21 protein-coding genes are annotated in these 19,843 nt (G+C 66.8%); 12 read left to right on the top strand and 9 right to left on the bottom strand.

Annotation, left to right across the window (positions count from 1 at the left end; all coding sequences use genetic code 11):
* The first annotated feature begins 31 nt into the window (after window positions 1–31).
* Complete coding sequence (locus tag QXH22_RS12725) at window positions 32–2,698, top strand: LuxR C-terminal-related transcriptional regulator (RefSeq protein WP_306275769.1); 2,667 nt, start codon at window positions 32–34, stop codon at window positions 2,696–2,698.
* A gap of 22 nt (window positions 2,699–2,720) precedes the next feature.
* Here the strand turns inward: QXH22_RS12725 and QXH22_RS12720 are convergent, their stop codons facing one another.
* The 3 genes from QXH22_RS12720 to QXH22_RS12710 all read right to left on the bottom strand — a co-directional run bounded on the left by QXH22_RS12720 (window position 2,721) and on the right by QXH22_RS12710 (window position 5,697).
* Window positions 2,721–3,470, bottom strand: coding sequence for an enoyl-CoA hydratase (locus tag QXH22_RS12720; RefSeq protein ID WP_306243780.1), 750 nt, complete (start codon window positions 3,468–3,470; stop codon window positions 2,721–2,723).
* A 108-nt stretch (window positions 3,471–3,578) separates the two neighbouring features.
* Window positions 3,579–5,024, bottom strand: a complete 1,446-nt coding sequence (locus QXH22_RS12715; RefSeq protein ID WP_306275768.1) for an FAD-binding oxidoreductase — start codon at window positions 5,022–5,024, stop codon at window positions 3,579–3,581.
* A 97-nt stretch (window positions 5,025–5,121) separates the two neighbouring features.
* On the bottom strand, window positions 5,122–5,697 hold the full coding sequence (locus tag QXH22_RS12710; RefSeq protein WP_306275767.1) for a TetR/AcrR family transcriptional regulator: 576 nt from the start codon (window positions 5,695–5,697) through the stop codon (window positions 5,122–5,124).
* An 88-nt stretch (window positions 5,698–5,785) separates the two neighbouring features.
* Between QXH22_RS12710 and QXH22_RS12705 the strand changes: the two genes are divergently transcribed.
* From QXH22_RS12705 to QXH22_RS12695, 3 genes are all read left to right on the top strand, one after another.
* Window positions 5,786–6,433, top strand: coding sequence for a hypothetical protein (locus QXH22_RS12705; protein ID WP_306275766.1), 648 nt, complete (start codon window positions 5,786–5,788; stop codon window positions 6,431–6,433).
* Between the two features lie 44 nt (window positions 6,434–6,477).
* Window positions 6,478–6,834, top strand: coding sequence for a hypothetical protein (locus QXH22_RS12700; protein WP_306275765.1), 357 nt, complete (start codon window positions 6,478–6,480; stop codon window positions 6,832–6,834).
* Between the two features lie 131 nt (window positions 6,835–6,965).
* Complete coding sequence (locus QXH22_RS12695; protein ID WP_306275764.1) at window positions 6,966–7,628, top strand: hypothetical protein; 663 nt, start codon at window positions 6,966–6,968, stop codon at window positions 7,626–7,628.
* Between the two features lie 4 nt (window positions 7,629–7,632).
* Here the strand turns inward: QXH22_RS12695 and QXH22_RS12690 are convergent, their stop codons facing one another.
* Together QXH22_RS12690 and QXH22_RS12685 are read right to left on the bottom strand one after the other, a co-directional pair.
* A complete protein-coding gene (locus tag QXH22_RS12690) occupies window positions 7,633–8,373 on the bottom strand; it encodes an SDR family NAD(P)-dependent oxidoreductase (RefSeq protein WP_306275763.1) in 741 nt (246 codons plus the stop codon).
* 277 nt (window positions 8,374–8,650) lie between these two features.
* The gene (locus QXH22_RS12685; protein ID WP_306275762.1) at window positions 8,651–9,124 is read right to left on the bottom strand and encodes a DIP1984 family protein; all 474 of its coding nucleotides are present in this window, start codon (window positions 9,122–9,124) and stop codon (window positions 8,651–8,653) included.
* Between the two features lie 149 nt (window positions 9,125–9,273).
* On the opposite strand from QXH22_RS12685, the gene QXH22_RS12680 reads away from it, so the two are divergent.
* From QXH22_RS12680 to usfY, 3 genes are all read left to right on the top strand, one after another.
* Window positions 9,274–10,176, top strand: coding sequence for a LysR family transcriptional regulator (locus QXH22_RS12680; protein ID WP_306275761.1), 903 nt, complete (start codon window positions 9,274–9,276; stop codon window positions 10,174–10,176).
* 79 nt (window positions 10,177–10,255) lie between these two features.
* Window positions 10,256–11,002, top strand: coding sequence for a 3-oxoacyl-ACP reductase family protein (locus QXH22_RS12675; protein WP_306275760.1), 747 nt, complete (start codon window positions 10,256–10,258; stop codon window positions 11,000–11,002).
* 105 nt (window positions 11,003–11,107) lie between these two features.
* Window positions 11,108–11,425, top strand: coding sequence for a protein UsfY (usfY, locus tag QXH22_RS12670; RefSeq protein ID WP_306275759.1), 318 nt, complete (start codon window positions 11,108–11,110; stop codon window positions 11,423–11,425).
* Between the two features lie 42 nt (window positions 11,426–11,467).
* Here usfY and QXH22_RS12665 read toward each other — a convergent pair whose 3' ends face one another.
* The gene (locus QXH22_RS12665; protein ID WP_371934221.1) at window positions 11,468–11,899 is read right to left on the bottom strand and encodes a PaaI family thioesterase; all 432 of its coding nucleotides are present in this window, start codon (window positions 11,897–11,899) and stop codon (window positions 11,468–11,470) included.
* Window positions 11,900–12,075: 176 nt separating this feature from the next.
* On the opposite strand from QXH22_RS12665, the gene QXH22_RS12660 reads away from it, so the two are divergent.
* From QXH22_RS12660 to QXH22_RS12645, 4 genes are all read left to right on the top strand, one after another.
* On the top strand, window positions 12,076–12,687 hold the full coding sequence (locus QXH22_RS12660) for a TetR/AcrR family transcriptional regulator (RefSeq protein ID WP_306275757.1): 612 nt from the start codon (window positions 12,076–12,078) through the stop codon (window positions 12,685–12,687).
* Between the two features lie 76 nt (window positions 12,688–12,763).
* The gene (locus tag QXH22_RS12655) at window positions 12,764–14,320 is read left to right on the top strand and encodes an MFS transporter (RefSeq protein ID WP_306275756.1); all 1,557 of its coding nucleotides are present in this window, start codon (window positions 12,764–12,766) and stop codon (window positions 14,318–14,320) included.
* Window positions 14,317–15,093, top strand: coding sequence for an SDR family oxidoreductase (locus QXH22_RS12650; RefSeq protein WP_306275755.1), 777 nt, complete (start codon window positions 14,317–14,319; stop codon window positions 15,091–15,093). The genes QXH22_RS12655 and QXH22_RS12650 overlap by 4 nt, the downstream gene beginning before the upstream one ends.
* Window positions 15,094–15,187: 94 nt before the next feature.
* Window positions 15,188–16,549, top strand: a complete 1,362-nt coding sequence (locus QXH22_RS12645) for a PE family protein (RefSeq protein WP_306243896.1) — start codon at window positions 15,188–15,190, stop codon at window positions 16,547–16,549.
* A gap of 19 nt (window positions 16,550–16,568) precedes the next feature.
* Here the strand turns inward: QXH22_RS12645 and QXH22_RS12640 are convergent, their stop codons facing one another.
* Complete coding sequence (locus QXH22_RS12640; RefSeq protein ID WP_306243900.1) at window positions 16,569–17,570, bottom strand: glycoside hydrolase family 6 protein; 1,002 nt, start codon at window positions 17,568–17,570, stop codon at window positions 16,569–16,571.
* A gap of 59 nt (window positions 17,571–17,629) precedes the next feature.
* Complete coding sequence (locus QXH22_RS12635; protein ID WP_306275754.1) at window positions 17,630–18,445, bottom strand: SDR family NAD(P)-dependent oxidoreductase; 816 nt, start codon at window positions 18,443–18,445, stop codon at window positions 17,630–17,632.
* Window positions 18,446–18,587: 142 nt separating this feature from the next.
* Here QXH22_RS12635 and QXH22_RS12630 point away from each other — a divergent pair, with 142 nt between their 5' ends.
* Window positions 18,588–19,214, top strand: a complete 627-nt coding sequence (locus QXH22_RS12630) for a dihydrofolate reductase family protein (protein WP_306275753.1) — start codon at window positions 18,588–18,590, stop codon at window positions 19,212–19,214.
* Here QXH22_RS12630 and QXH22_RS12625 read toward each other — a convergent pair.
* Complete coding sequence (locus QXH22_RS12625; RefSeq protein ID WP_306275752.1) at window positions 19,196–19,825, bottom strand: TetR/AcrR family transcriptional regulator; 630 nt, start codon at window positions 19,823–19,825, stop codon at window positions 19,196–19,198. The two genes, QXH22_RS12630 and QXH22_RS12625, sit on opposite strands and share 19 nt — an antisense overlap.
* Between the last annotated feature and the right edge of the window lie 18 nt (window positions 19,826–19,843).

Raw genomic sequence — 19,843 nt, 5'->3', positions numbered from 1 at the left:
GCTACCGAGTGCAAGCGGTGGGAGTGAGCTTTTGACGCCGGGGACCCCTAACCTTCCGACGCAGCTGACGAGCTTCGTCGGACGCGGCCCACAGTTGGCCACCGTCGGTGCTCTCGTAGCGGACCACCGGATTGTCACCCTCACCGGCGCGGGTGGTGTCGGAAAGACCCGACTGGCCGTCGAGAAGGCCGGCGAACTCAGCGGCGACTTCCCGGGCGGGCTGTGGTACGTGGACCTCGCCTCCGTGGTTGATCCCGAGCAAGTACCGGCCGTGGTGATGCGGGCTCTGGGCATACCGGATCCGGCGGGTCACTCCACGACCGACGCGGTGATTCACTTCATCGGAAACCGCAAAACGCTTGTCTTGCTGGACAATTGCGAGCACTTGCTGGATGCAACCGCAGCGCTTGTCTCAGCCGCGCTCAGCCGGTGCCCAGCACTGACGGTGTTGGCCACCAGCCGAGAGCCGATCGGAGTGCCTGGCGAGGTGACGTGGCGGGTGCCGTCGCTGTCGCTGACGGACGAGGCGATCGCGTTGTTCAAGGAGCGGGCCCGCCTGGTTGATCCAGAATTTGAGGCGCCCGAGGACAACACCGTCGCGGACATCTGCCGGCGTCTTGACGGCGTACCCCTGGCCATCGAACTCGCCGCAGCACGGGTGCGATCGCTGACATTGACCGACATTCTCGAGGGGTTACGCGACCGCTTCCGGTTGCTCACCGGTGGTGCACGTACTGCAGTCCGCCGTCAGCAGACACTTCGTGCCTCCGTCGACTGGTCGTACGAGCTGTTGACGGAACCGGAGCGAACAATCTTCCGACGGTTGGCCGTTTTCGTGGGCGGATTCGATCTGGCCGCGGTGCGGTCAGTTTCACCAGACATCGACGGCTACGGCATTCTGGAATTGCTGTCGTCCCTGGTCGACAAGTCGTTGGTGACCTTGCAGAACCACAACGTCCGCACCCGGTATCAGCTGCTGGAAACGATGCGCCAATACGCGCAGGAGAAGCTCGCGGAGTCTGGTGAAGCGGACCGTACCCGTCAGCACCATCGAGACCATTACGCGGCCTTGGCCGCCGACCTTGATGCAGTGCGTATCGCCTTCGCCGACCGCGTCGATGAGGTGGTCCGCGAACTTGCCAACTTGCGGGCGGCGTTCGAGTGGAGCCGCGGAAGCGGTGCTGCGGAATCGGCCGTCCGGATCGCCTCGGGGCTGCAACCAGTGTGGCTGGGACATGCCGAATTCCGCGAAGGCCGCAGCTGGTTGGATGCCGCGCTGGAGAGCCCGCTGCCCCCGGCGCTGCGAGCCCGAGCGCTCGCCGACGCGGCAATGCTCAATGTGTTGGTGGGAGTTGCGGACAGTGCGGCCGCGGATGAGTCGGCGGCGGTCGCGGGCCGGGTCAACGACCCTGAATTAGTCGCGTGGACGCTTGTCGCTTCCGCTGCCAGTCACGCCTTCGACCCCGCCTTCGATCAGACGGCGTTCGCCGAAGCGGTCGATGCGGTGCGCGAACAAGGCAAACCGTGGCGGTTGGTCGCGGCGCTGGTTCTGCGCGCACACGTGGAATACGCTGCGGGGCGCCCTGATTCGATGCGTCTCGCCGCTGAAGAAGGTCGTGATCTGGCCGAAGCCATCGGAGACCGATACGGGTCGCGGGCCTGCCGATGGCAGTTGGGGCTGGCGCAGATGATGTCTGGCGACCTGGTCGATGGCGTCGCGCAGTTTCGTCAGCTACGGTCCGAGGCCGATATCGCGGCGGACCGAGGTTGGGCGGCCGGCAGCGCAATCTGCCTGAGCCGCCTGTTGACATATAGCGGTGACGTAGCAGGGGCAATTGACGTTGCCCAGCAGGGCCTCGCGGTATCGCCGGATGTCGGTGGTTTCCTTCCCGGATTCGCCCATGCTGCGTTGGCCACGGCTCACCTTGCTGCCGGGGATGTCGCTGCGGCGGCATCCGCGAGCGACGCATGGCGTGGCGCGGCGTCGGCGCAGCCCCGTACCGCCTCGATACACAGCGCGTTGATCGCATCGGTCCTGCTTGCGCGCGGTGAGCTTGCCGCCGCCCGCGTGATGGTGGACGACGCCGTGGCGACGACGCGGGGCTGGCACCGGGCAACAGCACTTGCAGCACGGGCCCACATCGCCTACGAGCAAGGCGAATTCGAACAGGCCGGCCGCGATGCGCACGACGCGCTGGCAGAAGCTGCCGCCGTTCACGCCTGGTTGGGGGTTGCGGATGCCCTCGAATGCTTAGCCGTGCTGACTGCCGACAAGCGGCAGGCTTGCCGGTTGCTGGGCGCAGCGACCGCTCTGCGCGCGCGGACCGGCGAGACACGGTTCGCCGTTTACCAAGCCGCATATGACGAGTTGGTGGCGAAGCTGCGGCAGGAAATGCCTCACCACGACTTCGCAGGTGCCTGGGCCGAGGGTCAAGGATTTTCCGCCGCGGAGATCATCGCGTACGCGCAGCGCGGCCGCGGTCAACGCAGGCGCTCGACTGTGGGTTGGGACGCGCTCACACCAACCGAACGCGACATCGTTGTGCTGGTCGGAGACGGCATAGCGAACAAAGAGATCGCGGCGCAACTGTTCATCTCGCCGCGCACCGTACAAACCCATCTCACCCATGCCTACGCCAAACTCGGCGTCACTTCCCGCGCAGGCATCATCCGCGAGGCGGCCCGGCACAGGCGATAGCGCTCCCTGACACGACGTGTAGTCAGCGGCCCTGGAATACGGGTGCCCGCTTCTGAAAGCGGGCGACCTGCGCTTCGACCGCATCCTGGCTTTTCCACGCCGCCTCGAACATGTCTTGATGGACAGGTCTCTCGGTGTCCCAGGCGCCGTCGTCATTGAGCACCCTCTTGGAGTGCCGCAGCGACAGCGGAGCCAGTCCCGCGATCTCCTGTGCCCATTGCTGGGCGTCCTCGAGGGTGCCTATCCGGTTCGCCATTCCGCACAGCAGCGCTTCGTCGGCGGGGAGCTTCTGCGCCGCCATCAGCATGGCGCGGGCTCGCCCATAGCCCACCAGGGACGTGAGTCGCCGGACCGTCCAGGTGTCGGCAGCCAACCCGTACTTGGCCACTGGCAGTTGGAAGTACGCGTTCGGGTCGACCACACGGAGATCACAGATGATGGCCAGTTGCACACCGGCCCCGATGACCGGACCGTTGATGGCCGCAACCACCGGTACCGGCGTGTGGTCGATCGCCGCGTTGAGCGCTATCGCCTTGTCCATCAGTTCGTCGATGAGGTTCTCCGCGGAGGCGGCCCCGGCCCCCGACAGGTCCATTCCCGAGCAGAAGACGCTACCCTCGCCGGTCAGGACGATAGCCTTCACACCGTCCGCTGCCGCACCTTCGAAAGTCGTCCGAAGTTGGTCGATCACAGCAGCGTTGAGGGCGTTGCGCCGTTCCGGGCGCTGTATCCGGACGGTCAGCACATCGGCGTCCCGCGTGACGCCGATCATGCCGCCGCCTCCGAGCTGTTGCCGTCCTTGGTAGGGCGTCGATGCGACACCGCTTCTCCTTTCCTGTCAACTCGTGCCATCGCCACCTGTGGCGAAGTGGGGCCTGGATCAGAAATTCAAGCCAGAGAACATGACCCGTCCGGGATCGTACTTCTGGCGTACGGCCGTCAGGCGAGAGAGGTTCTGCCCGAAGTATCGGGCCGGCGGCTGATTGGCCTCGATGTAATTGACGTAGCCGCCGACCGAATACTGCTGCACCGCTTGGTGTGCAGTGCTCAACCAGCTGGTCGCGGCGGACGGAGAACCGGCCGTTTCGACGTACCACTGCACCAGAGCGGACTGCCGTCGCCACGGAAAGGCGGTGGCACCCGGCGCGACGGTGGCCATCGCGCCGTCCAGAGCGTGCATGATCGCCAGCATGCGGCCGGCGTTGCGGGGGAAGGCATCGACCGCCGCGGCGATCCCCTGCGCAACCGCAGGAGTGATTGTCGTGAAAACGTCGGAGCCGCCGACATATCCGACTGGTGCCGGGTTGAGGTTGTTGACCGCCAGGTACCGCACTAGGTCGAGGTAGTTGAAGGTGTGGTTTTCAGTACCGGTCGGTTGCACGCCGACAGCCGAAATGATCGCTGCCGCAACACTGTTGCCGGAGCCGGCCGGACAGGTCGCCAGGATCCGGCAATGAGTTCCTGTCGCGTCTGTGGTGCTGTCGGCCAGTGCCCAACTGTTCCGGTCGGCGGTACGCAACCAGTTCTGCCAGCCGACGAGGACCTGCGCGAACGCTTGCGGCGCGAAGTTCAGGTTCACCGCGTCGACGTCCTGGGTGGGGAACGTGGCAAAGGTCAACGAGGTGGTGACGCCGAAGTTGCCTCCGCCGCCGCCGCGCAACGCCCAGAAGAGGTCTGGGTTGCTCGAGGCGGACGCGGTGACGCTCTGCCCGCCGGGCAAGACCACCTGTGCCGACGTCAGCTGGTCACACAGCAGACCGGCATGCCGGGACTGGGCGCCCAGTCCGCCGCCCAGGGCATGCCCCGCGGCGCCGACCGTCGGACACGTGCCGGTCGGGATGCCCCGTCCTGCGGCGGCCAGCGCCTGGTGCACCTCGTATAAACCCGTTGCCGGCGTAACCGTCACCTGGCCGGTCGCAGCGTCGAAGTTGACGTCGCCCGGCAGCTGACGCAGATCGAGCACCATGGTTCCGTTCGCCGTCGAGGCTCCGGTGTAAGAATGCCCGCCGCTGCGCGGAGCGACCTTGAGCTTGTTGGCGGCGGCGAACGCCATCGCCTTCTGCACATCCGCGGCCGATTTCGGAGTGACGATGGCCGCCGGCGTCGAGTCGCTGTAATTGGTGTTGAAAACCGCCTTGGCCGAGCCGTATTGGGCACTGTCAGGTTGGATCACCTGCCCGCCCAGGGCGGTGGACAGACCGTCCCAGCCCGACGCGACCGGATCGGCGCCGGCCCGGCCCGGCCCGAAGACCACGCCGGCGGCCAACGCACCCGCGGCACCCCGCAGAAACGTCTGCCGCGAGATCTGTGCCCGGCGCTGCGTCATATCGGGCATGGTTGCGCATGCGGCCGAGGTAACTCGGTTGCCGCGTCAGGTATCAGCTGAACTGTGCCCTAACCGTGACGCCGACCCGGGTGGGCCGTCACGAGGTCCGGGGTGCGACGAAAGGCACCAAGACCTGGTCAACCAGCTGGACGATCAGCGCATCGTCAATCGGGTCGCCGGTCACCAGCAGCCGGTGCCACAGCACGCTCTGCCCCAACTCGCGGGCGATCTCCACCGGCACATCCGCGCGCACGTCCCCGCGGGCGATTCCCCTGGCCAAAAGGTCGGCCATCTCCTTCTTGCGCCATCCGATCACATCGGTACGGAAGGCCTCGGCGAACTCGGGATCGTTCGCGGCGGCGGCGATACCCGCCCGGATGACGGCGGCCTGCGGACCGGTGAAGAGATCAGCCCAGCCACGCAGGATGGCCAGCATGTCCTCGCGGTAGCTGCCGGTGTCGCGGTGCGGGATCGCCGCGACTGCGGTCCGCAGCAGGGTGTCCCGCAGCAGCGCGCGGCCGTCGGGCCAGCGTCGATAGAGCACCGCTTTGCTGGTGCCCGCGGCGGTGGCGACGGCCTCCATCGTGACGCCGGTGATGCCGTGCTCGGCGATCAGCCCCAGCACCGCCTCCCTGATCGCCGCGTCCAGTTCTGCGCCGTGACGTCGCCGCATCGCAATCCCTTCCAAGAAACGCTTGCGTTTCTTAGCGCTGTGCCTTACGTTGGCTGCAAGAAACGGTATCGTATCTTGGAGGTTTGTCATGGCGTCTCGGCCAGTCCTGTACCCGTTGCGCACGGTCGATTCCGCCGCCGTGCGATTCACCAATGGACGCCACCACCGCCGCCGCGTCACCATCGACCATCGGCCGCTGGCCGGCACCACCCCGTCGATGGTGCTCGACTGGTTCACCCACCTTGGCGAAACCATGTCCTACGGGGGGGAGATCATCGACCGGTACCTCGCGTGGCACCCCATCGATCACGTCCGCTGGGAACTGGCGCGCCCGGCGCCGGGTGGAGGCGCAGCCGAGGGCGCGCGGTTTCGGATCGTGGAGGCGTTCGGCGCCAAGCCAGAGTATGCGGTCGACGTCATCGACCGCGTCGAGAAGCTGGACGACACGGGTATCCGCCTGGTGACTCGGGTCGCGGGCGTCATCGTCATCCAACTGGAGCACACCTGGTCGGCCGGTTCCGACGGCACGCACTACGTCTCGGTGCTCGACCTCGGCGCGCGCACCCCGCTGTTCGCGCCGGTCAACCGCATCCTGTGCCGGCGTTTTCCCGACGACATGGTGCGGGCCTGGATCAGGCACAACATCGAAGAGGTCGGGCAATTGGAACACCTTCTGCCGCAACTGGAAACGCGGAGCGGATCAGATCCAAGGAAAGTTCAAGGATCCGTCAAGTAGGCACGGCGACGCTCATCGTGTCAGATCGTTTCCGAGGAGGCACGATGTCGCATCGCCGGTATGTACCCGCTACGAAGATCGCCGCGACCGCGGGCGTGTTCGCCGCTATGTTCGCCGCGTCCAGCGGGGTCGCTCATGCGGCCGCCGCTGCACCGCTGGGCTTTTGGACCACGGGCACCGGATCCGAACAACTGCTCGTCAGCCAGAGTGGGTGCTCACTGGCCAACGCGGCAGGGGTGCCCACGACATCGGGACCCTGTGCATGGAACCCGTCGTCGCGCGGCGGAATCCTGACAATCATGAGCAGCCAGACCCGTCGGCCGGCACCGGTCTACTTCAACGTCGTCTGGGTCAACCAGTCGACCATCACCGTCGAGGGTGACGTCTTCTACCGGCGATAGCCCGAGTTCTACCGGCGATAGCCCGAGAAATTTGCGCGGAATATCCGGTTTTCGGCCGATTAGGCTGCTTCCGGACGGGCGGTTGCACGCAGTCTCCCCACGCCCGTCAACCCGGGCTAAGGAGTGGATGGATGACAGGCGACACCAACTTTCCGTCGGGCGACCCTCGGAATGTGCCGCCCGGCGGCTACCTACCGCCGGGTCCGCAGTACGCGCCGCCTCCGCCGCCACCTCCGCCGGCGCCGAAGAAGAGCTCGTTGGGCAAGCGGATCGGCGCCGCGCTGGGTGCGGTGGTACTGGTGATCGCCGCGAAGGTCGGGCTGCATGCGGTGATGCACCACCGCCATGCCGATCGCCAGGCCAGCAGCAACGGCTTCGACTATCCGGTCGGCACCTGCCTGAACCTCGCGAAAGCGGGAATCATGGTCAAGCCGAGCGATGTCCGCGAAGAGCCTTGCTCGTCGCCCACGGCTCTGTCGAAGGTCGCCAAGCAGTACAAGGGCTCCAAGAATTGTCCCAACGACAACTACGGAACTCTCGAAGGCGGTGGCAGCGGGCTGTGTCTCGAAGACAATCTGAGCGTCGGCAGCTGCTATCACCAGGCGCTCATCTCACACATGTTTGCACCTACTGCCTGCAAGCCCGGAGTGTTGTCCAGCGACCCGACCTTCCGGGTGGCCGTCCGGCGCGACGGGGTGAACGACCCCGGGTTGTGCGCCGGGGAGCAGCAGGCGGTCAATTTTCCGGAGCCGCCGCTCACCTACTGCATGGACGTCCTTGAAAGCAGCGGGTGAACCGTCAGCCGGCACCCTTTCCGTTGTCGACGCGGTACACCGCACCATGGACGGCGGCGGCATCATCACTGGCGAGGAACGCAATGACATTGGCGACGTCGATCGGCTGCATCATCCCGCGCGGTGCGGCCGATCGAAGGATTAAGTCGTAGTTCGGATTCTCCGGTGCGCTGAACTGCTCGATCTGCGCGGTCAACATGCCGCCCGGGCAAATCGCGTTGACGCGCAACCGATCTGACGTGTACTCGACCGCCAGCGCTCGGGTCAGTCCGATCAGTCCGTGTTTCGCCGAGCAGTAACCGGCAGAATACGCCTGGCCCTCCACACCGGCGATCGAGGCGACGTTGACGATGTTGCCGCCCCGGTCCAGCAGGTGCGGTAGCGCGGCCCGGCACAGGTAGAACGGCGCGTTGAGATTGACGGCCAGGTCTTGCGCCCACTCGTCGTCGGTCATCGACTCGGTGCGACGCATCTGATGGCGCCCAGCGATGTTGACGAGCACATCGAGGGCGCCGAACTGTGCGACGCACTGCGCAACGGCAGTGCGGCAGGCACCCGGATCTGCGACATCGACTGACACGCCTGCGCCCCGCGGAATGTCGCCGAACACTGCGGCAAGCTTCTCGGCGTCTCGTGCTACGCCGAAAACCGTTGCCCCCTTGCGTGACAACAACCGAGCCGTTTCCGCGCCCAGCCCCGACGACGCCCCAGTCACGAAGGCGACCTTGCCCTCAAACGTTGCCATCGCACACCTTTCGATCGCTTCTCGACGCATTGTGCCGCAGCGCTGCTGGTGAACACCCACAGGGCTTGTGGTGGTGGTGTGCCCCTTGCCCACCCTCGTCGGCGCGAACCTGCACGTGGTGGTGTGCTGTGTGCTGTACCCCGTCACCTGTGCGCAATGCTGGGCTGCATTGTGAAAAAGGGAGTCGAACCCCCGGCACTGCCCATCGTGCGCCAAGACCGGCCGTTACCCGCCGGTGGGTTGTGTGCACGCTTCCGCGTCGACTACCGACACCACCTCATTCCGTCACCAGGTCTGCCTCCCAGTTGGCGCGCTGGATGCGCACGTCGAGTTCGCGCAACTCACGGGCGAGATCGTCGGCCTGCATACGCAGCTGCGCAACGGGCAAGGCGGACAACATCTTCAGTTCCGAGCGCAGCTGGCGTGCATATCCGGGCTGGTTCTTGCCGGCGGCTGCATCCGCGGCGGCCGTCACCACTGAGTGACGCAGTCGCAGCGTGTCTCTGCGGGCCAGTGCGTCGGTCAGGGTTCCATCGGAACCGATCGTTGTGGTCGCGTTGGTGTGATTGATCCGGCGGACCAGGGTCTCGAACTCGTCCAGCACCTCGCCGGCTTCGGCAAGTAGCGCGGCGGCGTCCTCGGCCGGATCTTCACCCTCCTGGAAGCGGGCACTGCCGACGATGCGAGCACGCAGCTGCTCAATACGGCGCGCCGAGTCTGCCCGCAGCGACAATGCCTCCGCCAACTTCATGATGTGTCCCTCGCTTTGTTGCGTTGAGCGGCAAGTGATTTATCCCCGAGTCTAGGTACTGCACGCGGCAATAATGGGCAGGAAAGTCTCATCGGCTCTGACGATTGAAGCAGGTGACCTGCATCTGTTGTGTAGATAGAGTTGTCCGCATGGAGTTGCGTCAAGTCGAGTACTTCGTCGCGGTGGCCAGTGAAATGAGCTTCACCCGCGCCGCGGAACGCGTGCACGTGGTGCAGTCGGCCCTGTCTTCGTCGATCGCCAAGCTGGAGCGCGAGCTACAGGTCCAGTTGTTCGACCGGTCGCGGCAACAGATCCGGCTGACAGCTGCCGGCGAACGCTTCCGCACCCATGCCAACGAGGTGCTGCGCGTCGCCCGGACCGCGGCCGACTCCGTCAGCGAATTTCGCGGCTCGCTCTCCGGCACAGTGGAATTCGGCTCCCTGATCTCGTTCGGCCCGATGGATGTGGCTCGTGCGCTGGGCGAGTTCCACAGTGCAAATCCGTTCGTACGACTCAAGTTGCGGCTCAGTCAATCTGGCGCATCGGCCTACCTTTCGGCGCTACTGGACGGCTCGCTCGATCTGGCGCTGGTATCGGTACCCAATCGTTTTCCTCCCCAACTGGACATGCAGTTGTTGTTCGAGGAACCAATGGTTTTCGTGTGCCGGGACGATCACGGGCTCGCGGGCCGGAAGCGGTTGCGGCTGAGCGACCTTGCCGGCGAGGAGCTGGTCAGTTACCCACCAGAGTTCGGGTTGCGGCGGTTGATCGACGACGCCTTTCACGCCGTCGGCGTGAAGCCGCAGACGTTCTACGAGGTGCCGGCCGGATTCGCCGACATCGCCGACCTGGTGGTCAACGGATTGGGTACCACCTTCATGCCCGAGTCGGAGGCGCGGCGCTTTCCCGCCTTGCGCTCCGTCGAGCTCAGCGCCCCGGTGGTCTGGCAGGTGTACCTCGCCTCTCCGCCCGCGGGCCAGTTGACGCCGGCCACCGCACGGCTTGCCTCAGTCCTCCTCGAAGCGGCACCACACCCAGTCGACCGGCGTTGACGGGGAATGAATTCGCCGACTCCGGCCTTGCGTACCAAGTAACGACGCGATTCGTGAACGGCAGGAAGGTTTCATCGAGATGAGCACGACGACATTGGCGGGCAAGCGAGCCCTGGTCACCGGCGGTTCGCGCGGCATCGGCGCGCAGATCGTTCGGCGACTGGCCGCCGACGGCGCCGCGGTGGCGTTCACCTACGCAGCGTCGGCGACCGATGCCGAGAAGCTCGTCGCCGAAGTGGCGGAGAACGGCGGCAAGGCGGTGGCGATTCAGGCCGACGCCGCCCGGGCCAGCCAGATCGCGGCCGCGGTCGAACAGACCGTGACCGAACTCGGCGGCTTGGACGTGCTGGTCAACAATGCCGGTACGGCCTACATGGCGCCGATCGACGAATTCCCCGCAGAGCAGTTCGAGCGCTCAGTGGCAATCAACGTCGCTGGCGTGTACTGGGCCGTCCGCAGCGCCGTCAAGCATCTCGGCGAGGGCGCCCGGATCATCAACATCGGCAGCATCAACGCTGACTGGGTGCCGATGCCCGGCCAGTCGGTCTACGCACTCACCAAGGGTGCGGTGTCCGCCTTCACCCGGGGACTTGCGCGTGAACTGGGCCCGCGCGGAATCACCGTCAACAATGTTCAGCCGGGTCCGATCGATACCGACATGAACCCGGACGACGGTGAGTTCGCCGAGAGCCTCAAACGGCTGTCCGCGCTGGGGCGATACGGCCACACGGGCGACATCGCCGCGATCGTCAGCTTCCTCGCCGGTCCGGAAGCCGGATACATCACCGGCGCGAACATCAACGTCGACGGCGGTATCACGGTGTGACGAGGGTGGTAGAGCTGCGCCACCCCGGGGATCACTCGCAGGGGGGATGGCTTCCCATGCCACGGTGAGTACCTCTTCGAATTAGCTCAACCGAGGAGGTCAATCATGTGCAGCACCAAAGATCCCACCGACCATTTCCGCACGACATGCCCGCACACCGGCGAGTACTTCATCGACCGGTACTGCTGGCCGGGTGTCTCGTCGATCGTCCTCGGGGTCCTGTCGCTGGCCTCCGGAGTGGCGGCCGCGGCCTATCGGCACTACGAGTTTCTCCTGACATGCGGTGTGGTGGCGGTGCTGGCCATCGCGGGCGGGCTCGCCTGGCTCGTGGTAGAGCACCACCGCGTGATCCGCATCGAACGCGATTGGCTTGCCGCTCATTCCGTCACCACCGCCGAGTCGCCGCTGCGAGCGGTCGCCTAGGCCGCTAGCGTCCGGGTGCCTGCTGCGCTCTGTTGGCGCCGCTCAACTCCGGTGAGCGCGCAGCTGATACAGCCCGTGCGTGGTGGCGACGACAGTGCCGGCCGCATCGGTGACCACTGCGTCGAGGATGTAGTCGGACTTGCCCTGCGCCGCCGCCTCGGCTTCGACGCGGACGATCGTCTCCTCGTCCATGGTCGCTTCCGCGCGTAGTGGCGTGGTGGCCATGGCCCGAAATGCGATGTCGACGTTCTTCACCAACGGGAAGTACTTGCTGGTGTCGAAAGTCGACAACGCGATGATGCCGCCCAGTACTTCGGCGACGGTGAATTGCACGCCGGCGTAGATGACACCGAAGTGGTTGCCGTTGCCCTCGACCGGCACCGTGGCGGCCGCAAAGCCGCGGCGCGCCTCGACCACCTGCACACCCATGTGGTCGGCGATCGGGATGGTCGACGACAGAGCGGAATTCATCATCTCGACGAGGGCGTCAGTCACGTCGTCGATCGTCGCACACCCGGCGGCATCCCCGATCACGCGGGACCAACGCTGACCAACCGGAGCGCCTTGAGCTCAGTCAAGCGCTGTGCGCCGCGCCAGGACACCCCTAAAAAGTCCGACCGGTCGGGATCAGCAATGTAACACTTGTCAACATGGCGTCCACTTCCTACCACCACGGCAACCTGCGGCAGGCGCTACTGGAACATGCGGTGCAGCTGGCAAAGGCCGGCGGGCCGGACGCGGTGGTGCTGCGCGACGTGCAACGGGCGGCCGGCGTGAGCAACTCCGCGGCGTACCGGCACTACTCAGACCGGCAGGCGCTGCTGGGCGCGGTTCAGGTGTACGCGATGACGTTGCTGGGTGAGGCGATGCAGGAGTCAATCGCCGCGGTCCCCAATCGCGGCCCCCGAAATCGTCGCGCCCTCGCCCGGTTGCGCGCCACCGGCCAGGCCTACGTGGACTTCGCCCTCGCCGAACCTGGCCTATTCCGAACGGCATTCGCCCCAGACGGGCCCAAGGAGACCGACTCGACCGTCGCAACAGACCGTCACCCGTTCTACATTCTCAGCCGCTGCATCGACGACCTGGTCGCCACCGGCGTGCTGACCCCGAGCCGGCGGGACGGCCTGGACGAGGCCGCCTGGGCGGCCGTACACGGTCTGGCCTCGCTATATCTGGACGGGCCGCTGGCAGCTGCGGACGCCGCCCGCAAGAAATTGATCACCGACCGCCTGCTCGACACCATCGAAGGCGGCATCCGCTAGGCGCAAATGTTGACACCGATAACTTGCGATGTCATGCTTGCCGATGTTATTGCTGTCAACATAAGGCGGACCCCTGATGAGTATCGATGCCCCCGAGCTTTCCCCGGTCGAGTCGCCACCCGTGCGGATCCGTCCCGCCGCCGTGCTGGCCGTCGTGCTGGTCGCCTCTCTGGCGATCAATGTCGAGACCACGATCGTCAATGTTGCGCTGCCGACCCTGAATTCGGCGCTCGGCGCGTCCACGCGCGGGTTGCAGTGGATCGTCGACGCCTACAATCTCGCGTTCGCCGCGCTGGTGTTGGCCGGCGGCACCGTCGGGGATAAGTTCGGCCGCCGCGGGACCCTGATCGCCGGGCTCGTGCTCTTCGCATTGAGCAGCGCCGGCGCGGCACTGTGCACGACGACCGGATCCCTGATCGCGATGCGGGTGGTGATGGGAGTGGCTTCCGCGTTGATCTATCCGACCACGCTGGCCATCATCACCGACACATTCCGCGAACCTCGTCAGCGAGCGGTCGCGATCGGCCTGTGGGGCGCGGTGACCGGCCTCGGCGTGGCGATCGGCCCGATACTCGGCGGCGCGCTGCTCGAAGTGTTCTGGTGGGGAAGCCTTTTCCTGGCGCTGGCGCCCATCGCGCTCGCAGCGGCTTTCGCTGCGCCCGTCGTCATCCCGGCATCCACGCCTGACCCTGGATCGCGCCTCGATCGTGGCGGGCTGGTGCTCTCGGTGGTCATGCTGGGCTCGTTGGTCTACACCATCATCGAAGCGCCAGAACAGGGCTGGAGCTCGGTACGGACGTTGGCCGGCTTCGCCGTGGCACTCGTGGCCGGCATCGGCTTCGCGCTGTGGGAGCGGCGGCAAGCCGACCCGCTGATCGACGTCACGCTGTTCACCAATCTGCGTTTCAGCGCGGCCAGCGGGGCCGTCACCGTGGCGTTCTTCGCCTTGTTCGGGTTCATCTTCCTGATCACGCAGTTCATGCAACAGCTGCAGGGCTTCGGACCGCTGGGCACCGGTGTGCGCATCCTGCCGGTCGCGGTGTCGATCGCCATCGGATCTGTCCTCGGGACCAGGCTGGCCGTCAGCAGGGTCGGCACCAAAGCCGTTGTCTTCCTTGGCCTGCTGATGATGGCCGCGTCCTTCGCCTGGATCAGCACCTGCGACCTCAGCGTCAGCTACCTCGAGATGGCCGCGCAAATGGTACTGCTGGGCGGTGGCCTGGGCCTGACCACCGCCCCGGCCACCGACTCCATCATGGGTGTGGTGCGTCCCGAGCAGGCCGGCGCCGGGTCGGCCGTCAACGACGCCACCCGCCAGGTGGGCGGCACTCTCGGCGTGGCGGTCATCGGCAGCGTCTTCTCCACCCTCTACATCCGCCACCTCACCGAAAGTCGAGCGCTGCAGCACCTTCCGCAACCGGCGCGATCCGTCGCGCAGGAGGGCCTGGCCCAGGGTCTGGCCGTGGCGGGCCAATCTCCCGCTTCGATAGCGGACACCGTCCGCACCACCGTCAGCGACGCCTTCCTGTCCGGGATGAGCGCCGGCTGCCTGACCGCCGCGGCGGTCTGCCTGGCCGGAGCCTTCTTCGTACTCGCCGTGCTGCCGGCACACCCGGTCGGGAGCCGGGCATGAGCGGGCGCGACCAGTACGGACCATGGGCGGTGATCACCGGAGCCAGCGACGGAATCGGCCGCGCCATCGCCAAACGCGTTGCGGCAGAGGGCCTCGATGTCACGCTGGTCGCCCGCAGCGAAGCGAGGCTGCAGGAGTTGGCCGATGAATTGGAGCGGTCCTACGGGGTCAAGACCCAGGTGGTCGCCGTGGACCTCGGTCAAAAATCCGGACCGGCAGCACTTTTGGATGCGACCAACGGGTTGGAGGTGGGCTTGGCCGCGCTGGCGGCCGGATTCGGGACTGCCGGACCGTTCGCTGACGCGGCCACTTCGGACGAACTGGAGATGATCGCCGTCAACGTCACCGCCGTCGCACAGCTCGCGCAGGCCTTCGCCGCCCGCATGACCAGACAGCGACGCGGCGGGATTGTCTTGTTCGGGTCCATCCTCGGCTGGCAGGGAGTGCCGGGCCAGGCGAATTACGCGGCCACCAAAGCGTACGTTCAGAGCCTCGCCGAGGGCCTGCACCGTGAACTCAAGCCCAGCGGCGTCGACGTGCTGTCGGTGGCACCCGGACCGGTACATACCGGCTTCGCAGCACGGGCGGGCCTGACGATGAAGTCGGCCGCCGCTCCCGAAGCGGTGGCCAACGCGATGTGGTCAGCGCTGGGGCGACGGGTGACCGTCGTACCGGGACCGCAGGCAAAGGTCCTGACGGCCTCCCTGAAGCTGCTTCCCCGCGGGATCAGGTCGATGATTCTGGGCCGCGTGATGGCCTCGATGCGGCGCTGAAAAAGTTTCCGCGGAATTTCACCCCGGAGCGGCCCTACGCTTTTCTGACATGCGGTGATCCTCGGGCGATGACCGCGTCGGTTCGGAGGTCGAAATGTCCTTTGTCACAGCGGTTCCGGAGTTCTTGACGGCGGCTGCCGCTGATCTGGGGACCATCGGGTCCTCGATCGGTGCGGCCAACACCGCGGCGGCGGGCCCGACGTCGGCGTTGCTGGCTGCGGGCAGCGACGAGGTGTCGGCTGCTGTCGCGGCGATCTTCAACGAGCACGCGCGCGGTTACCAAGCGCTCAGCGCCGGGGCAGCGGAATTCCACCAGCACTTCGTGCACCTGCTGGCAACGGGCGCCGGTTCCTACGCCGGTGCCGAGGCCATCAATGCCAATCCGCTGCAGAACTTCCTCAATCAGGTCAATGGGGTCGCCGAGACGCTGCTGGGGCGCCCGTTGATCGGCGACGGTCGCGACGGTGTCGACGGAACCGGCGCGAGGGGACAGAACGGTGGATTGCTGTGGGGAAACGGCGGTAACGGCGGGTCGGGGGCGGCCGGACAGAACGGCGGTCGTGGCGGCGACGGTGGCTTCTTGTTCGGCAACGGTGGCCGCGGCGGGGCCGGAGGCGCCGTTCCCAATGGCTTCGCGGGTTTCGGCGGTAACGGCGGCAACGCAGTCGGGCTGTTCGGCAACGGCGGCGCGGGCGGTGTCGGCGGAGCCGGCGGTACCGGGGTCGCCGGCGACGGCGGCGATGGTGGCGGCGGCGGGTTCCTGTTCGGCAACGGTGGCGTCGGCGGTGCGGGCGGACGCGGCTTCGTCGCCGGCTGGGGCGGCTTCGGCGGAGACGCCCTGGGCTTGCTCTACGGCGCCGGCGGCACCGGGGGTGCCGGCGGAGCCACCCCCTTCAACGGTGGCGTTCCCGGCCTCGGCGGTACCGGTGGCAGCGGCAACATCCTGTTCAACCTGATCAGCACCGGGGCCGACGGCGGTGCCGGCGGCGACGCCGTCGGCAATACCACCGGTGGGCAGGGCGGGCAGGGCGGCAGCGGCGCCGGTCAGTGGCTCGGCTTCGGCGGCGCCGGCGGGGTCGGCGGCGCTTCGCTGGGCACCGGGACGGGCGGGCCCGGTGGGTTCGGCGGCGACGGCGGGGCCTTCTTCGGCCTCGGCGGGGCCGGCGGTAACGGCGGGGCTGCGGATGTCGGGGGCAAAGGCGGAGTAGGCGGGCTTGGTGGCCTCGGCGGCATCGTCTTCGGGCTCGGCGGCGCCGGTGGGAACGGCTTCGGTGCCGCCAACCTGGCAGTGGGCGGCAACGGCGGACAGGGTGGCTACGGCGGCATCCTGTTCGGCATCGGCGGCCATGGCGGCAATGGGGGCATCGGAGCCACTCCGGGCATCGGCGCACCCGGCGGGTTCGGGGCTTATCTGCTGTTCGGCCCTAACGGGGCACCGGGGCTGACGCCTGCCTGAGTGAGGTCAGCCCAGACGTTTACTGACCCGCGTTCTGGGCCAGATCGATGGCGTACTGGCTCACGAAGTGGCCCGCCGACGCGCCGCCGTTGCACGACCCGTCGGACTCACCGGGACGCTTGACCCACAGGTAGGCGTCGGCGTGCGCGCCCGCCGTCGCCGTGGTGGGCGGGGTGCCCAGGGCGCGGCCGGACGGGTTGCACCAACTCAGCGCGGAGTCGGGCGCCGGCCCGGCCCCGTTGCGCGACGTGTCGATCACGTAGTGCGCACCGCCCGTCATCCCCGAGATGGCTTCGCCGTAGCCGGTTTCTTCATCGGTGCTGAAGAAGTTCGAGACGTTGAGGCTGAACCCACGCGCGTGGGTCACACCGACCTGGTTGAGCCGGTTGGCGATCTCCTCGGCACTCATCCAGCGCGAGTGCCCGCCGTCGACGTAGACCGCGGCGGCCGGGTCGCGGGTCAGCGTGTCCACCGCGTAGCGGATCAGGTCGAAGCGTTCCTGACGCTGGTCGGCCGACAGGCAGTCGGCCATGTCGAGGGCGTCGGGTTCGACAATGATCGCCGCCGGCGAACCGCCCAGGCCGGACGAGATGCTGTCGATCCACGCGCGGTAGTCCGCACCGGAGGCGAAGCCACCCGAGGCGTAACTGCCGCAGTCGCGATGCGGGATTCCGTACAGCGCGAAGATCGGCATGCTGCCGGCGGCCTGCGCGGCGCCGGTGTAGCTCGCGACCCGCCCGCCGACCGAACCGGCCGGAAACGCCTGGTCGAGCCAGTACGCCTGCGGGGTGTTGGCGATGGCCGTCAGCTGCGCACTTCCCGGATTGGCATTGTGGGCCGCCATCGCCGCCGACGCCGGGTCGACGTAGAAGGACTGTCCGGCCAGCGGATTCGACGAATCGACCAGACGCAGCGCCGGGGCGGACTGCGTCAGGCCGGCCGACAGAGCCGTGGCCGCGACGGCCGTGACCGTCAGGAAAGGAGCGATCCAGCGGGAAACTGCGCGCGCAGCTGTTGACATCACGCCAGTAAAATAATGCCGAATTGTGATAATCGCCAATCCTCGGCGACGGCTCGGACTCAGTGCCCCTTGAACTCGTCCATCGAGTTGTAGACGCCAACGCGGCGCAGGTAGAAGTCGCGCAGCCGGATCGGCAGCACGGCGCTGAGCACCTTGTTCATCTTCGACGTCCACGGAATGACGACGAACGGGCTGCCCTGCAGCATCGCCTTCCACGTCTCAGCGACGACGTCCTCCTGCTCGAGCATGGGGGTGAACAGGATGCCTTTGGCGCCGTCGAACATGCCCGTGTTGATGTAGGTCGGGCAGACCGTGGTGATCTTCACCTGGTCGTGGCCGGCCTGTTCCAGCTCGAGCCGCACGGAATCGGAGAAGCCGATCGCCGCCCACTTGGACGCCGCATATGCGGCCATCCGCGGAATGGCGTTGAGTCCGGCCGACGATGCGATGTTGACCAGCCGGCATTGTGCGCCCGACTGGATCATGGCCGGCAGAAATTCCCGGGCGACCAGCATCGGGCCGATGGAGTTGACCTCGACGGTGAGTGTGAAGTCGCGTGGCTCGTTCTCCCAGAAGTAGCCGTTGCCCCGCACGACGCCGGCGTTGTTGAACAGCACGTGGATTGTGCCGACGGTGCTACGGACCTGCTCGGCGGCCTCGGCGACCCGCTCCTGTGAGGTGACGTCGACCGTGTCGTAGTGGATGGTGCCCCCAGCCGCCTCCAACTCGGTTGCGGTCTCCTTCAGCGCCGCCTCGTTCGCGTCCCACAGGGTCACCGACGCTGCGCCCTCTTTGACGGCCTGGGTGGCGAACAGCTTGCCGAGGCCCATGGCGGCGCCGGTGACTAGGACGTTGGTGCCTTTGACGGATTGCATGACTGAGCTCCTCTGGGCATCGTCGGTGAAGCAACGGGTAGCTCCTACCGTTCTATCTCATCGGCTGCCGGGGCGATGAGTTTGGCGACGTTCGCTGGTCTGACCCGTTGACCGAGATATCGCGTGCAGATGAGGAAAAGTCATGGGCCACATCCACATTGAGCTGTTTTCCACCCTCGACCTGGTCGGGCAGGCACCCGGCGGTCCGGACGAGGACCCGGACGGCTTTCCCTTCGGCGGCTGGCAGGCGCCGCTGATGAACGAGACCAGCGGTGCGCAGGTCGTCGCCGCCTACGAGGGCACCGACGCGCTGCTGCTCGGCCGGCGGACGTACGACATCTTCGCCGCCTACTGGCCGCATCAACAGGACGGGCCGATTGCCACGCTGTTCAACAGCGTGCCGAAGTACGTGGCATCGCGCGGCCGGCCCGACCTCCCGTGGGCGGGGTCAACACAGCTGAGCCGGGACCTGGCCGGCGCGGTGCGCGAGATCCGGGACCGGCATGAGCACATCACAGTGGTGGGCAGCCTGAACCTGGTGCAAACCTTGCTGCGGGAAAAGCTCTTCGACCGCCTGGACCTCTGGGTGCACCCGATCGTGCTCGGCGTCGGAAAGAAGGTGTTCGACGGCGGCGCGGTACCGACGAACCTGAGGCTCCTGGAACCGCCGGTGGCCGGCCCGACCGGCACGGTGCAGCTGCGTTACGAGCTCGTAGACGGCACGCCCGCGACCGGTGACATGAGCGCGCGTCAGACTGCGGCCCGGTAGCCGGCCAGGAAAACCCGCACCGCGGCCTGCGCCTGATGGTCGACGTCGAGGCCGGACTCCACCGCCGGTCCGCCGCAGAACAGCGCCTGATCGATGCACCGGCCGACCACCAGGAACGCGAAATGCTCTGCGGCGGTGTCGGGTTCGTGGATCTGAAGCAGCCCGCGCCGGTCCAGTCTGGCGAAGCACTCGGCGAAGGCCGCCAACATGCGGCGCGGCGCGCGGTCGTAATAGAGCGCCGCAAGCTCGGGCAGGCGGTTGGCTTCGCCGACGACCAGTCTGCGCAATTGCACGACGGGTTCCTGCAGGACCGCGCGCAGGTAGTCACCGGCGAGCGCGGTCAGATCCCGCTCCAGATCAGTGGTCTCCGCCAGCGCCGACACCCGGTCCAGAAATGCCGACACCGTCGTCTCGAGAGTCTCGTCGACGATGGCCATCAACAATTCGTGCTTGTCGCCGAAGTGCTTGTACACCGTCTGTTTCGACACTGCGGCCGACGCGGCGATCGCATCGACGCTGGTGCCGTGGTAGCCGCCGGCCAGGAACAACTCCTGGCCCGCGGACAGGATGCTCTTCCGCTTGCGCGCCGAACGGCCCACTGGCTCGGTCATGCCGACCCTTCGTTTAGT

The sequence above is a fragment of the Mycobacterium sp. TY814 genome (genome assembly GCF_030755175.1).
Classification (GTDB): Bacteria; Actinomycetota; Actinomycetes; order Mycobacteriales; family Mycobacteriaceae; genus Mycobacterium.
The sequence above is the reverse complement of the archived record's forward strand: the minus strand, read 5'-3'. Positions and strand labels throughout refer to the sequence as shown.